The organism is Pseudoxanthomonas kaohsiungensis, from assembly GCF_010211765.1.
GTDB lineage: Bacteria > Pseudomonadota > Gammaproteobacteria > Xanthomonadales > Xanthomonadaceae > Pseudoxanthomonas > Pseudoxanthomonas kaohsiungensis.
In genome coordinates, this window is the sequence record NZ_PDWO01000023.1 from 1 (window position 1) to 12,695 (window position 12,695).

Annotated in this window: 16 protein-coding genes and 1 other RNA gene; 10 read left to right on the plus strand and 7 right to left on the minus strand. The window is 72.1% G+C overall.

Annotation, left to right across the window (positions count from 1 at the left end; translation table 11 throughout):
- Positions 1-280 precede the first annotated feature (280 nt).
- The gene (locus tag CSC66_RS16495; RefSeq protein ID WP_162378511.1) at positions 281-760 is read left to right on the plus strand and encodes a hypothetical protein; all 480 of its coding nucleotides are present in this window, start codon (positions 281-283) and stop codon (positions 758-760) included.
- Positions 761-901: 141 nt separating this feature from the next.
- Here CSC66_RS16495 and CSC66_RS16500 read toward each other — a convergent pair whose 3' ends face one another.
- Positions 902-2,041 carry a sensor histidine kinase gene (locus CSC66_RS16500; RefSeq protein WP_162378512.1) on the minus strand — a complete coding sequence of 380 codons (1,140 nt, stop codon included), beginning with the start codon at positions 2,039-2,041 and terminating at the stop codon, positions 902-904.
- A gap of 52 nt (positions 2,042-2,093) precedes the next feature.
- Positions 2,094-2,387 (minus strand): hypothetical protein, encoded by a 294-nt coding sequence (locus CSC66_RS16505; protein WP_162378513.1) that lies wholly within the window; start codon positions 2,385-2,387, stop codon positions 2,094-2,096.
- Between CSC66_RS16505 and CSC66_RS16510 the strand changes: the two genes are divergently transcribed.
- Positions 2,386-3,273 (plus strand): TolB-like translocation protein, encoded by an 888-nt coding sequence (locus tag CSC66_RS16510; RefSeq protein ID WP_162378514.1) that lies wholly within the window; start codon positions 2,386-2,388, stop codon positions 3,271-3,273. The two genes, CSC66_RS16505 and CSC66_RS16510, sit on opposite strands and share 2 nt — an antisense overlap.
- Before the next feature lie 69 nt (positions 3,274-3,342).
- Here CSC66_RS16510 and CSC66_RS16515 read toward each other — a convergent pair whose 3' ends face one another.
- The 3 genes from CSC66_RS16515 to CSC66_RS16525 all read right to left on the minus strand — a co-directional run bounded on the left by CSC66_RS16515 (position 3,343) and on the right by CSC66_RS16525 (position 5,884).
- Positions 3,343-4,242 carry an alpha/beta fold hydrolase gene (locus CSC66_RS16515; RefSeq protein WP_162378515.1) on the minus strand — a complete coding sequence of 300 codons (900 nt, stop codon included), beginning with the start codon at positions 4,240-4,242 and terminating at the stop codon, positions 3,343-3,345.
- A 23-nt stretch (positions 4,243-4,265) separates the two neighbouring features.
- Positions 4,266-5,345, minus strand: a complete 1,080-nt coding sequence (locus CSC66_RS16520) for an SMP-30/gluconolactonase/LRE family protein (RefSeq protein WP_162378516.1) — start codon at positions 5,343-5,345, stop codon at positions 4,266-4,268.
- A 167-nt stretch (positions 5,346-5,512) separates the two neighbouring features.
- Positions 5,513-5,884 carry a YciI family protein gene (locus tag CSC66_RS16525; protein WP_162378517.1) on the minus strand — a complete coding sequence of 124 codons (372 nt, stop codon included), beginning with the start codon at positions 5,882-5,884 and terminating at the stop codon, positions 5,513-5,515.
- A 231-nt stretch (positions 5,885-6,115) separates the two neighbouring features.
- On the opposite strand from CSC66_RS16525, the gene CSC66_RS16530 reads away from it, so the two are divergent.
- The 8 genes from CSC66_RS16530 to CSC66_RS16565 all read left to right on the plus strand — a co-directional run bounded on the left by CSC66_RS16530 (position 6,116) and on the right by CSC66_RS16565 (position 10,838).
- Positions 6,116-7,330, plus strand: coding sequence for a DUF418 domain-containing protein (locus CSC66_RS16530; RefSeq protein ID WP_202935686.1), 1,215 nt, complete (start codon positions 6,116-6,118; stop codon positions 7,328-7,330).
- Positions 7,331-7,533: 203 nt separating this feature from the next.
- An RNA gene (gene ffs, locus CSC66_RS16535) (signal recognition particle sRNA small type) lies at positions 7,534-7,630 on the plus strand.
- 378 nt (positions 7,631-8,008) lie between these two features.
- Entirely contained in the window at positions 8,009-8,350 is a 342-nt protein-coding gene (locus CSC66_RS16540; protein WP_162378518.1) for an ArsR/SmtB family transcription factor, read from the plus strand.
- The gene (locus tag CSC66_RS16545) at positions 8,347-8,835 is read left to right on the plus strand and encodes an ArsI/CadI family heavy metal resistance metalloenzyme (protein ID WP_162378519.1); all 489 of its coding nucleotides are present in this window, start codon (positions 8,347-8,349) and stop codon (positions 8,833-8,835) included. Before CSC66_RS16540 ends, CSC66_RS16545 begins: the two co-directional genes overlap by 4 nt.
- A 3-nt stretch (positions 8,836-8,838) precedes the next feature.
- Positions 8,839-9,282, plus strand: coding sequence for an arsenic resistance N-acetyltransferase ArsN2 (gene arsN2, locus CSC66_RS16550; protein WP_162378520.1), 444 nt, complete (start codon positions 8,839-8,841; stop codon positions 9,280-9,282).
- Positions 9,275-9,772: an arsenate reductase ArsC gene (locus CSC66_RS16555; protein WP_162378521.1), complete on the plus strand. Its 498-nt coding sequence runs from the start codon at positions 9,275-9,277 to the stop codon at positions 9,770-9,772. The genes arsN2 and CSC66_RS16555 overlap by 8 nt, the downstream gene beginning before the upstream one ends.
- Complete coding sequence (locus CSC66_RS16560) at positions 9,769-10,152, plus strand: arsenate reductase ArsC (RefSeq protein ID WP_162378522.1); 384 nt, start codon at positions 9,769-9,771, stop codon at positions 10,150-10,152. The genes CSC66_RS16555 and CSC66_RS16560 overlap by 4 nt, the downstream gene beginning before the upstream one ends.
- A complete protein-coding gene (locus tag CSC66_RS16565; protein WP_162378523.1) occupies positions 10,152-10,838 on the plus strand; it encodes an aquaporin in 687 nt (228 codons plus the stop codon). Before CSC66_RS16560 ends, CSC66_RS16565 begins: the two co-directional genes overlap by 1 nt.
- A gap of 313 nt (positions 10,839-11,151) precedes the next feature.
- On the opposite strand, the gene CSC66_RS16570 is transcribed toward CSC66_RS16565, so the two are convergent.
- Together CSC66_RS16570 and CSC66_RS16575 are read right to left on the minus strand one after the other, a co-directional pair.
- Positions 11,152-12,201, minus strand: coding sequence for a Vgb family protein (locus CSC66_RS16570; RefSeq protein WP_238394438.1), 1,050 nt, complete (start codon positions 12,199-12,201; stop codon positions 11,152-11,154).
- Between the two features lie 5 nt (positions 12,202-12,206).
- The gene (locus CSC66_RS16575) at positions 12,207-12,695 is read right to left on the minus strand and encodes a molybdenum cofactor biosynthesis protein MoaE (RefSeq protein ID WP_162378524.1); all 489 of its coding nucleotides are present in this window, start codon (positions 12,693-12,695) and stop codon (positions 12,207-12,209) included.

Here is a 12,695-nt window from a genome sequence, read left to right on the forward strand (position 1 = left end):
CGCGTCTTACTGTAGTCGTTGTGTGGTGGGTGTCATTTTTTTTTTGTTCCTCAGATGGCTACGACACACGTCTTCAGCAGCGTCGGATGTGTATAAGCGCCAGGTGTATAAGAGCCAGCGCCCATCCCTCGCCCTACCCCATCCCGGACCATTCCTACGCGCCGATCAGGAAATTCCTACCCCACCCCAGGCCATCCGCTGATGGCCCGCTTCGCCCGCGCGCGCCAGCGTGTGCCCGCCGGCCACTTCCGGCCGGCTCACTGACAAGGACGCTGTCGCCATGACCCAGAACCTGATCGACCTCAACCTCTCCACCGAATCCCTGGCCGCGATCGACGCGGCGCTGGCCACCCTGGAGACCGAGCTGGCGCCGCTGCTCGGGCTGGACCCGGAACTGCGCCGCGACCTCACCAAGATGGGCGCCAAGTCCGAGGCGTTCTGCCGCCAGGCGGTGGCCGCCTTCAGCGAGCACGCCCAGGTGCTGCCGCGCAATTTCGACGTGGCCGCCTACCGCGGCGACCTGGCCGCGCTCGACGCGCTGCGCCCGCGCCGGCAACGGCTGGAACGGCTGCGCGAACTGCTCGAGCACACCGAGATGGCGCTGGGCAGCGACCTGATGACCGCCTCGCTGGAGGGCTACGCGGTGCTAAAGGTGTCGGGCAAGAGCGCCGGCCTGGACAACCTGCGCCAGGCGCTGTCGGCGCGCTTCCGCAGCCGCCGCGGCGAGGCGGCGCAGCCGGCGGTGGTCGCGCCGATGTAACGCGGCGTCGCCGCGTTGATCGAACAACGCCCGGTTCGCCGGGGCGTTTTCTCCTGGAGACCGGAACCGGAACGCACGTTCCCGCTGCACTCCCCGAAGTCCACCCTGGCCCCGGCTTTGCGCCGGTGACGAAACCCGGCCTCAGCCAGCCTCGGGCAGCGCGTCCCCCGTCCTGCGCGGGAGCAGGATCTCGAAGCAGGTCCTGCCATCGCCGGATCGCGCTTCCACCGCCCCACCGTGGGCCAGCACCACTTCCCGCACGATGAACAGGCCCAGTCCCATGCTGGTGGCTTCGCCCGTCGCGGCCGCCGTGGGGCCTCTCTTCAACGGGTCGAACATCGCGGCCTCGGAGCCGGCCGGAAGCGCGGGCCCGCGGTTGGTGACCGCGATGGCCAGGTGCTGCGGCTGGCCGACGATCGAAATCCCGATCTCCGACTCCGGATCGCCGTACTTGGCCGCGTTGGTCACCAGGTTGTGGATCGCCTCGCGCAGTCTTGACGCGTCGAAGTGCCCCTTGGCGGAGCCCTCGTGGTCGAGGGTGATGGCCACGTCCGGCAGCGCGGCCCGCAGGATCTCCGTTTCCTCCCGCAGCTCATCGCGCAGGTCGCACTCGCGCCGATCGATGGACATGCCCACGCCCAGGCCGCTGCGGCTGTACTCCAGCAGCTCGTCCAGCAGCCGGGTGGTGCGCGCCGCGCCGCTGGCGATGCGTTCGACCAGCGGGGCGAGCCGGGGATCGTGGAGCTTCGTCGCCAGCACGTCGGTGGTCAGCACCACCGCGGCCAGCGGGCCGCGCAGGTCATGCCCCAGGGCGCCGAGGAAGATGTTGCGCCACTTGTCGACCTCCGCGGTGAACTCCACCAGCGATTCGGCGAGCGCCTGGTCGATGGCTTCGTTGAAGCGGACCATGTCCTCGATCGAATCGGCGGTCAGCGCCCGGTCGGCGGTCCACAGCCGCAGCACGGACGCGCGCATGGCGCGGTATTCGGCGACCATCTGGTTCACGCCGAACCCGTCCTGGGCCCGCATCCGGCCGTGGCCGGCGGCCGCCGACTCGGGACCTCCCGGCGCCGGCGCCCGCCCCTCGGACTTGACCCGTTGCTGGTCCGGCGTCTGCGGTGTGCGCAGGTCCCGTACGAAGGCGGCCAGGATCAGCGGTATGTGGTTGCGCAGCGCGGCCGCGTCGAGCTGCATCCCCGGCGTCAGCTGCGTACGCGCGAAATCCTCCGCGGCGTCCACGATCCGGGTCGAGTTGGCCTCGATGAAGTCTGCGAGTCTCAAGTACGGGCCCCTCCAGCAAGCGGCCGCTCCGCCGGCCCGTTGCGATGCTACTTCACGAAGATATCGCCTCAGGCCACTCGACTGAACCATTCATCGGCGCTTCCACACCGATCGCGATGCGCGCCCCGACCTCGGCGCCGGCGCACGCCTGCTTCGCCCCCGTGCTCGCGGCCGCGCCCGGCTCCGCATCGAGATCGTCCTCGAATGCGCTCTTCCTGCTCGCCGCCTGCGATGACCGGGCCACCTCGCGGCATGAGCCACGCTCAAGGCTGGCTTGTGCGATGGTCGCTATGCGCGAGGCGCACGGACGGCTACGGTCGCGGCCGTCCCCGAGGAGATCCGGCATGCCCCTGCGTCCCCTGCTGTTCGCGCTCTGCCTCCTGCCGGCGGTCGCCTGCGCCGCTGCTGCCGCGCGCGACCTCGACCTGCCGGCGCCACCGCTGCGCTGGACGCCGCCGGCGCTGGCCAGCGACCAGTACGAATCCTCGCCGGTGTTCTCGCCGGACGGCGGCGAGCTGTTCTTTTTCCGCGCGCCGCCGGCGTTCGACCGCTACCGGCTGCTGTATTCGCACTGCCGCGGCGGGCAGCGGGACGCGCCGCGCGAGCCGGCGTTCGCCGGCCCGGCGAGCGCGCTGGAAACCGATCCGGCCTACAGCCCCGACGGCGCCTGGCTCTACTACGCCAGCGATCGCGCCAGTGCCGGCGACCTGGACATCTGGCGCGTCCGCCGCCACGCCGATGGCGGCTGGGGCGAGCCGGAGCGGCTGCCGCTACCGGTGAACAGCGCGCAGACCGAACTGCTGCCGCGGCCGCAGGCCGACGGCAGCCTGCTGTTCGGCTCGGCGCGCGACGGCGGCGCGGGCGGGCGCGACGTGTACCGGGCGACGCCGCGCGCCGACGGGGGCTGGGCGGTCGCGGCGCTGCCGGCGCCGGTCAACACGCCGGCCGACGAGTACGAGGCCGACCTGTCCGCCGACGGCCGCGTACTGGTGGTGGTCGCCAACCGCGGCACGCGCTCGCACCTGTACGTGTACGACCGCCACGGCGAGGCCTGGCGCGAGCGCGGGCGGGTGCCGGCGCGCGACGACGTGTTCCAGGTCGGACCGCTGCTGTCGCCGGACGCGAAGCGGCTGCTGTTCGCCCAGGCCGACGGCGAGCGCTCGGGCGAGTTCTTCCTGGTCGAGCTGGAAGCGGGCGCCGATGCGCGCTGGCCGCCGGCGTGCGTGGACTAACGAGGCGCGGCCGGCGACGCGGCTACGCGGAACGTCGATGTCGACGGTGACCGACCGCGCATCGCTCGATCAGCGCGCCAGGAAATCGCCGATCAGTTCCGCCACTTCGTCCGGATGCTGGTGGTGCGGCGCGTGGCCGGTGCCGGAATAGAACATGACGCGCGCGGTGCGCAGGTGGCCGACCAGCGGAAACCAGTTCTGGCCGGCGGTGCTGGTGTCGTGGTCGCCGGCGATCACCAGCATCGGCAGCTCCAGTTGCCCCAGTCGCGCGCGGCGGTCGGACGGATCGGCGTGGAACCCGCAGGCCGCCTTGAAATAGCGCTCGAACTGCGCCGGGTCGGACGGGATGTGCGCGTCGACGCCCTCGCGCTGGTGGATGCGTTCGCGCGATGCCTTCGCGGCCTGGCGGCTGGCGGCCGAAGCTGGCTCGAAGAACAGCACTTCCTCGTCGGCCAGGTCGTTGACCGGCTTCAGCGCGCGCTCGAGGAACGCGGGCTGCAGGGGGATGTCGTTGTGGCCGGGTGGATTGGTGGCCAGCAGCACCAGCCGTCCGACCCGGCCCGGGCGGTCGATGACGTAGGCCTGCGCCAGCAGCCTGCCCCAGGACCAGCCCAGCAGGTCGAACTGCTGCAGGCCCAGCGCGTCGGCGATGCCGTCCACCAGCACGACCCCCGCCTCCATCGAATCCGGCTGTACGCCCGTGGAGTAACCGATGCCCGGGAGATCGACCAGATAGAGCGTGCGGTGCCGCGCCAGCGCGTCGAGGAAGGCCGGATCCCAGGTATCTAGGGTGCCGCGGAAGCGGTTGAGCAGCAGCAGCGGCGGTCCGCTTCCCAGCGTGCGGTAGGCCACCGTGTCATCGCCCACTGTGACCGTGCGCGTGGGGGCCTCGACCGCGGTGGCGGCATGGGCCGGCGTGGCGAACAGGCCTGCCAGGGCGAGGAATGCGGCCAGGGCTAGGGTGCGCATGGGCAATCTCCGGTGGGGCGCGATCAGCGGTCGCCGTGCGACGGGATGTCGAAGACCATCAGGTTCCAGCGGGTCACCTGCTCTTCCCATTCGTCGCCGGCGGTGGCGGTGAGCGGCAGCGCGAGGTTCGCCACGATCATCCGGTTGCCCTGCACCGCGGTGGCGGCCGGGAACAGCAGTCCGTCCGGGGTGCCGTCGGCGGCGATGCCGTGGAAGCGGCCGGCGCGGGCGCGCACCTTGCCGCGCAGGTCGATCGACACCACGGTGTCGATCTGGTTGGCGGCCACCCACAGCCGGTCGCCGTGCAGCAGCAGGCCGTCGGCGCCGTAGAGGCCATCGGCGAGCACCTCCACCGCGCCGCCAGCCAGCGGCATGCGCAGCACGCGGCCGTCGCCGGCGTTGTTGACGTACAGGCGGCCGGCCGCGTCGTCGATCGCGATGCCGTTGGCGCCGAACGGCAGCGCGCCGGTGGTGGCGAGCAGGCCGTCGCGCGCCAGCACTTCCACCCGGCACGGAGCGCAGGTGGCGGCCGCGGCGATCCGGTAGATCGCACCCTGGAACGAATCGGAAACGTAGGCGTTGCCGCGGCGGTCGAAGGCCAGTCCGTTGATCGCCGGGAACCCGGCCGCGCCGAACGCGATGCGGTCGCTGCTGCCGTCGGGATTGGCGACCTCGCGCAGCGGCGGTGCGGCCGGCGCCAGCGCGGCGAACGCGACCACGTCCTCAGGCCGCGCGCCGTCGGCGAAGTCGGCCGGCAGCCGCTGCAGGCGCGAGGCGCCGAAGTTCAGGAAATACAGGGCGGACCCGTGATGGGCGAGCCCGGTAACTGGAGTGGGACCGAGCCGCACGCGGGCCAGCACCTCGCCGTCCAGCGACAGGCGCAGGATCTGGTTGTCGCGGATGGCGTGCGGCTCGCGCGCGTCGAACGAGCCGACGTAGACCTGGCCGGTGGCCGGATCGGTCGCGATGCTCTCCGGGTGGCGGAAGTCCGCCGGCGGCACGGCGAACAGGTCGACCTCCAGCAGGTCCGGCGCGCGCTCGCCGGCGCAAACCGGCCCGGCGAGGCACAGGACGATGGCGATGAGGATTCGCCTTGCGTGCACGGGTCCGTTCTCCACGACTCGCCTTGGGGCGTGGCGCCTGTCCCTGCCCGGCGCAGGCCGGGCGGCGACACCACTGCAGCCACTGTGCGAGCGCGCGCCTGGCCTGTCATGACCCGTGCGGAGCACCGCCCGCTCCCCCAAACGGGGAGGCGCGGCCCCGGTCTTCCTCAACGCCCCTGGTAGAAGTCCAGCGGCACCAGCTCCACGGCCCAGCCGCCTTCCTCGCCGATCGTGGCGGCCGGATGCATCGACGCGATCGCCAGCGCCTCCTCTTCGCTGTCGGCCTCGATGACGAACAGGCCGCCGACCACTTCCTTGGCCTCGCTGTAGGGGCCGTCGCTGACCTGGGCCTTGCCGCCGCGCGGCCGCAGGGTCTTGCGCGTGTGCGGTTCGCCCAGCGAGGCGGACACCCGCATCCTGCCGGTGGCCTGCATCTTCGCGTCCAGCGCCGGGCACTGGCTGACGAGGGCTTCGACCGCCTCGGGCGTCATCGCCGCGAAGGCGTCGGGGGAGTAGTAGGCCAGGCCGAGGTATTTCATGGGAACTCCTTGGAGGGGATGCTTTAGCGACGAGGCGCCGGCCCCGGAATCGACAGGTCCGTCGCGATGGCCGCGCGCCGGCCGCCGCCACCGGCCTTGTACCCCGGGGAGCACGCGCCAGCCACCCTCCCCGCGCGCGCCCGGCGCCGGTATGCTCGCCGTCCTGGGAGCCACATCGAGGACACGCCTGCCCTGGCCGGGGCGGCATGTCCCTGCCCAGAGGGGAACCGCATGCAGAACGCCACCTACACCCCGCGCATGGAAGGCCTCGACGCCCTGCGCGGCTTCGCCCTGTTCGGCATCTTCATCGTGCACATGCCCGAGCTGTTCGAGCTGTACTGGGCGCACCCGGCGACCGATCCGCTGCAGCTGGCCGTGCACGACGCGGTCTGGCTGGTGTTCGCCGGCAAGGCGTTCGCGTTGCTGGCGCTGTGCTTCGGCGTGAGCTTCTTCATCATCATGGACCGCGCCGCGCGCCGCGGCGTGGACTTCACCGGGCGCTTCGTCTGGCGGCTGGCGCTGCTGGCGGCGATGGGCCTGCTGCACGGGCTGTGGTACCGCGGCGACGTGCTCGAGGTGCTGGCGGTGATGGGGCTGTTCCTGCTGCCGTTCTACCGGGTGCGCTCGAACCGGGTGCTGCTGGCGGTGGCGGTGTTCTTCCTGCTGCAGCCGCTGATGCTGGTGCGCATTGCATTTGCGCTGGGCGGCGCCGGCTGGGCCAACCAGCCGCTGGGCTACTGGAGCGCGACCATCCCGCAGGTGTACCTGGACGGTGGCTTCCTCGACACGCTGCGCATGAACGTGGTCGACGGCCACGGCTTCAAGTGGCTCTTCATGTACGAATCCGGGCGGCTGAGCCAGATCGTGGGCCTGTCGCTGGTCGGCATGGTGCTGGGGCGGATCGGCTTCTTCAGCCGGCCGGAGGCGTTCGCGCGGGCGCGGGTGGAAGCGCTGCTGGTCGCGCTGGTGGGCGCGCTGGCGCTGTACTTCGGTCGCGAGCCGCTGGCGCAGCTGGTGCCGGCCAGCGCGGCGATGGTGATGCCGCGCGCGCTGGCCGGCGCGGTGCTGGGCAGCCTGTTCGACCTGGCGGTGATGGCGGTGCTGATGCTGGCCTTCACCACCGCGTACTACGGCGGCGCCGGGCGCGCGCTGGGCGTGCTGGCGCCGGCCGGACGCATGACCCTGACCCTGTATGTGCTGCAGTCGCTGCTGTTCGTGCCGGTGTTCTACGGCTACGGCCTGGGCCTGCACGCGAGCATGACCCAGGTGCAGGCGCTGGCGTTGGGGCTGGTGGCGTTCGCCGCGCAGGTGGTGTTCGCGCACCTGTGGTTCCGGCGCTTCTATTACGGGCCCCTGGAGTGGCTGTGGCGTGCCGGCACCTACCTGACCCTGGACGTGCCTTTCGTGAAGCGGCGCGGGCGGGTGGAGGAAGGAGTGGCGGCGTGAGGACCGCGGCGACCATGCGGGCCCGATGGCGGGCCGGAACGATCCCGGGCTGAACCGCGCGAACGTCGCGAACGGCCGTCGCCATGGCGGCGCGTCGGCGGGATCGGCTAGAATTCGCGTCCCGCGTGAGCGGTGGCCGCCGCAGGTGGCCCCGCCCCGCCGGATCCAGGGATCGCCCCGCGCGACCCGCACCTATGGTGGCCCCGTCGGCCCCTCGCGACGCTAGATCGAAAATCCCGCCAGGGCCGGAAGGCAGCAACGGTATCGATCGACGCGGGCGCCGAGGCCAGCCGGCGGGGCCGCCACCTTTTTGGGGGGCACCCCGGCGCTAACCCGATGCAGGACAGCGAGGGCCGTCGCCACGGCGTGCGTAGAGGAGAGGCTTGCGCGCTTCCCCCCGCGCGCCGGGAAAGCGCAGCGGGGCGAGCCCCGCTCTACGAGCAGCGCATCGACGTAGAGCCGGGCTTGCCCGGCTGGCGGGACCTCGGAAAACGCGCGGCGCCAGGGGCTCGCTCTTCGAGGGATGTCGGTAAAGCGCAGCGGGGCGAGCCCCGCTCTACGAACAGCGCATCGACGTAGAGCCGGGCTTGCCCGGCTGGCGGCAGCGTCGGGAGCGCAGCGGGGCGAGCCCCGCTCCCGGCTGTTGACACAATTCCATAATTCCGGAATTATCGAATCATGAAAACCCGCACCGCCCTCGCCGCCCTCGGCGCGCTCAGCCACGAATCCCGCCTCTCGGCCTTCCGCGCGCTCGTGCAGGCCGGACCCGATGGCCTGGCCGTCGGCGAACTGCGCGAACTCCTCGACCTGCCGCCGGCCACGCTGAGCGCGCACCTCAACGTGCTGCGCGCGGCGGCGCTGGTCCGCGACGAGCGCGAAGGCCGGGTCATCCGCGTCCGCGCCAACTACCTGCAGATGAACGCCCTGGTCGCCTACCTGACCGAGAACTGCTGCGCCGGCGCGGCCGACTGCGGCCCGGCCGCCACCTGCACCCCGAAGAAGAAAGGAGCCCGTGCATGAACCGCTTCCACGTCCACCTCAACGTCGCCGACCTCGACGCCAGCATCCGCTTCTACTCGGAGCTGTTCGCCGCGCAGCCGGCGGTGCTCAAGCCCGACTACGCCAAGTGGATGCTCGACGATCCGCGGGTGAACTTCGCCATCTCCGCCACCGGGCGCGCGCCGGGCATCGACCACCTCGGCTTCCAGGTCGCCGATGCCGAAGGCCTGGCCGCACTGGGCCGCCGCCTGGACGCGGCCGGCGGCACCGTGGTTCCCGAAGAGGCCACGGTCTGCTGCTACGCGCAGTCGGACAAGCTGTGGACCGAGGACCCGCAGGGCACGCGCTGGGAAACCTTCCACACCACCGGCGAGGCCACCACCTACCACGCCGGCGAGGCCGCCTGCGCCACCGACGGCGCCAGCTGCAGCCCGGACGTGGCCGCGATCAAACCGCGCCCGGCCGGCACCACGTCCTGCTGCAGCCCGCAGTCCGGTTGCTGCTGAGCCATGGACCTGCGCCCGGCCACCAGCGACGACCACGCCGCGATCCGCGGACTGCTGCGGGACTCCAGTTTGCCGGTCGAGGATCTCGACACGGCGGCGATCGACTTCATCGTCGCCTGCGAGGGCGGCGCGCTGGCCGGCGTGGTGGGGGTCGAAGCCTTCGATGGCGCCGGCCTGCTGCGCTCGCTGGCGGTGCATGGCGACCACCGCGGGCGTGGCCTCGGCGGCCGGCTGGTCGAGGCCATCGAAGCGCGCGCGGCGGCGCGGGGTCTGCCGCAGCTGGTGCTGCTCACCGAGACCGCGGCGCCGTTCTTCGCCCGGCGCGGCTACGCCGACATCGCGCGCGAACACGCGCCGGTGGCGGTGCAGTCCAGCACCGAGTTCCGCTCCCTGTGCCCGGCATCGGCCCGATGCATGACCAGACGACTCGACCCCCACCATGACTGACTCCCGCACCTTCAACACCCTGTTCCTGTGCACCGGCAACTCGGCGCGCAGCCAGATGGCCGAAGCCCTGCTCAACCACCTGGGCCAGGGCCGCTTCCGCGCCTACAGCGCCGGCAGCCATCCGGCCGCGGCCGTGCAACCGCTGGCCGCGGAACTGATCGCCGGACTCGGCCAGCCCATCGCGGCGCTGCGCACCAAGAGCTGGGACGAATTCGACGTGCCTGGCGCACCGGTGATGGATTTCGTCATCACCGTCTGCGACAACGCCGCCGGCGAGGCCTGCCCGGTATGGGCCGGGCATCCGGTCCTGGCCCACTGGGGCGTCCCGGATCCGGCGAGGACGCCGGACGATCCGAAGGGCTTCCGCGATGCCTGGATCACGCTGCGGCGGCGGATCGAACTGCTGCTGGCGCTGCCGCTGGACAAGCTCGACCACCTGGCCCGCGAGCAGGAACTGCGCGCCATCGGCCAGCAGGGGGGCCAGCCATGAAGCGCGTGCTGTTCGTCTGCGTCGAGAACTCCAACCGCAGCCAGATGGCCGAGGCCTTCGCCCGCCTGCACGGCGGCAGCGGCGTCGAGGCGCTGAGCGCCGGCTCGAAGCCCTCGGGCCAGATCAACCCGAAGGCGGTGCGCTTCATGGCCGAGCTGGGCTACGACCTCACGACCCATGCATCGAAGTCGCTGGACGAGATCGACGGCGAGTTCGACGCGGTGGTCACCATGGGCTGCGGCGACAACTGCCCGTGGGTGCCGGCGCGGATGCGCGAGGACTGGGCCCTGCCCGATCCCAAGCACATGGACGACGAGGGCTACCGGACGGTGCGCGACGAGATCGGCCGCCGGGTCCAGGCGCTGCTGGCGTCGCTGTGATGGGACTGGGGCGCAAGCTGCTGGCCGAGTTCCTCGGCACCGCGCTGCTGCTCGCCTGCGTGGTGGGCTCGGGGATCATGGGCGTGAACCTGGCCGGCGGCAACGATGCGATCGCGCTGCTGGCCAACGCCGGCGCGACCGCCGGCATCCTCTACGTGCTGGTCACCGTGCTGGGCCCGGTCTCCGGCGCCCACTTCAATCCGGCGGTGACGCTGGCGATGCGCCTGCGCGGGCAGCTGCGCACGCACGAGGCGCTGGCCTACGCCGGCGTGCAGGTGGTGGCCGCGATCGCCGGCGTGCTGCTGGCCCATGCGATGTTCGACCTGGCGACGCTGCAGCCCGGGACGCGCGTGCGCACCGGGAACAGCCAGTGGCTGAGCGAAGGCGTGGCCACCTTCGGCCTGGTGCTGACGATCCTGCTGGGCGCGCGGCACCGTCCGGCGGCGATCCCGGCACTGGTGGCCAGCTACATCTTCGCCGCCTACTGGTTCACCGCCAGCACTTCGTTCGCCAACCCGGCCGTGACCCTCGGCCGTGCGCTGACCCAGACCTTCTCCGGGATCCGGCCGGCGGACGTGCCCGGGTTCGTGCTCGCGCAGCTGGCCGGCGCGGTGGCGGCCACGTTGGTGGCCGGGCTCCTGGCCGGACGTCGCACGCCCATCGTAGAGCCGGGCTTGCCCGGCTGATCGGGGCGTCGGTGAAGCGCAGCGGGGCGAGCCCCGCTCTACGCGGCGCGGCGAAACTTCATGCGTGCAACCGGCCGGGCGTAGAGCCGGGCTTGCCCGGCTGATCGGCGCGTCGGTAAAGCACAGCGGGGCGAGCCCCGCTCTACGGGGCGCGGCGAACCCTCACGCGTGCAACCGGCCGACGTAGAGCCGGGCTTGCCCGGCTGATCGGGGGCGTCGGTGGAGCGCAGCGGGGCGAGCCCCGCTCTACGCGCGGCAAAACTTCACGCGTGCGACCGGCCGGACGTAGAGCCGGGCTTGCCCGGCTGCGCGTTCACGGCGCCGGCACGATCCCCAGCGCATCCGGCTCGTCACCGGTCGGCCAGCGCTCGACCACGGTCCAGCTCGCGGTGTCGACCACGGCGATCTCGTTGCCGCCGCTGATGGCGACGTAGACGCGTTCGCCGGAGGGATCGGCGATCGCGCCGATCGGCAGCGCGGCGCGGCCGAGCATCGTTTCGCGGTACTCGGTGCCGGGCCTGGCCAGCTCGACCAGCGCCACCGGCTTGCGCGAAACGGTATCGAACACCGCCAGGGTCGCAGCGCGCGCATTGGTCACCAGCGCGTGGCGGCCGCTGGGGGTGAACACGACGCGGATCGGGAAGCCGTCGCTGGCCAGGGTGTCGAGCACGTCCAGGGTCACCGGGTCATGCACGGTCACCGAACCTTCCTCGCGGTTGCTGACCCACACGCGGCCGTCGCTGGCGACCGCGATTCCTTCGGCCCCCACGCCGGCCGGCTTCTCCAGCACGCTGCCGTCGGCCAGGCCGACGCGCACCACGGTGCCGGCGCCGACCTTGCTGACATAGGCGACGGCGCCGTCGCGCGACAGCGCGACCATGTGGCCCTTGCCCGGGCCAAGGTCGATCGCGCGCTCGACCTTGCCTTCGACATCGACCACCAGCAGCGCATCGCTGCCTTCGGTGGTGACCAGCAGGCGCCGGCCGTCGGCATCGAAGCGCATGCCGTGCGGCCGGGTGTGCGTACCCAGGTCGATCCGGCGCAGCAGCCGGCCGTCGGCGGTGTACACGCCCAGGGTGTTGCCCGGGGCCTGGCGGCCGTACTCGCTGACCACCGCGAGCCGGCCGTCGGGGCTGACCGCGATCTCGTGCGGGCCGGGCGCGGTGGGTGTCTGGCCGAGCTTGCGGCCATCGGCCAGCGACAGGCGCCACAGCGTGTCGGCGGACTTGTTGCCGACCAGCAGTTCGGCGCCCCGTGCCGGCGCGCTACCCGCCTGCGGATCGAAGGCGTGCGCGTCGAAGCCGGGCGCGGCCAGCATGGCCAGCAGCAGGGCCGGTGTGGCCGCAAGGCGGCGGAATGGCATGCAGCTCATCGATCCTCCTCCCGTCCATTGCTTTCGCCGGCGACCTGCGTGGTGTCCGGATGCAGCCACTGCACGTCGCCGTCGGCGTAGCGCTCGTGCTTCCAGATCGCCACCCGCGACTTCACCTCGTCGATCACGAAGCGGCACGCATCGAACGCCGCGCCGCGGTGCGCGGCGCCCACGCCCACCCACACCGCCAGGTCGCCGATCGCCAGCTCGCCGGTGCGGTGCACGCAATGCACGCCGGTGATGGCGAAGCGGGCCGCGGCTTCCTCGACGATGCGCTGGCCTTCGGCCGCGGCGAGCGCGGCATAGGCCTCGTAGCGCAGCCCGAGCACCGGGCGGCCGTCGTTGTGGTCGCGCACCCAGCCTTCGAAGCTGGCGTAGGCGCCGGCGGCGTCATGCAGCAGCCGCGCACGCAGGGGCGCGACCTCGAAGCGTGCATCGGCCAGTTCGAAGCGGACCACGACCGGGGCGGCAGCGTGCGCAGCCAT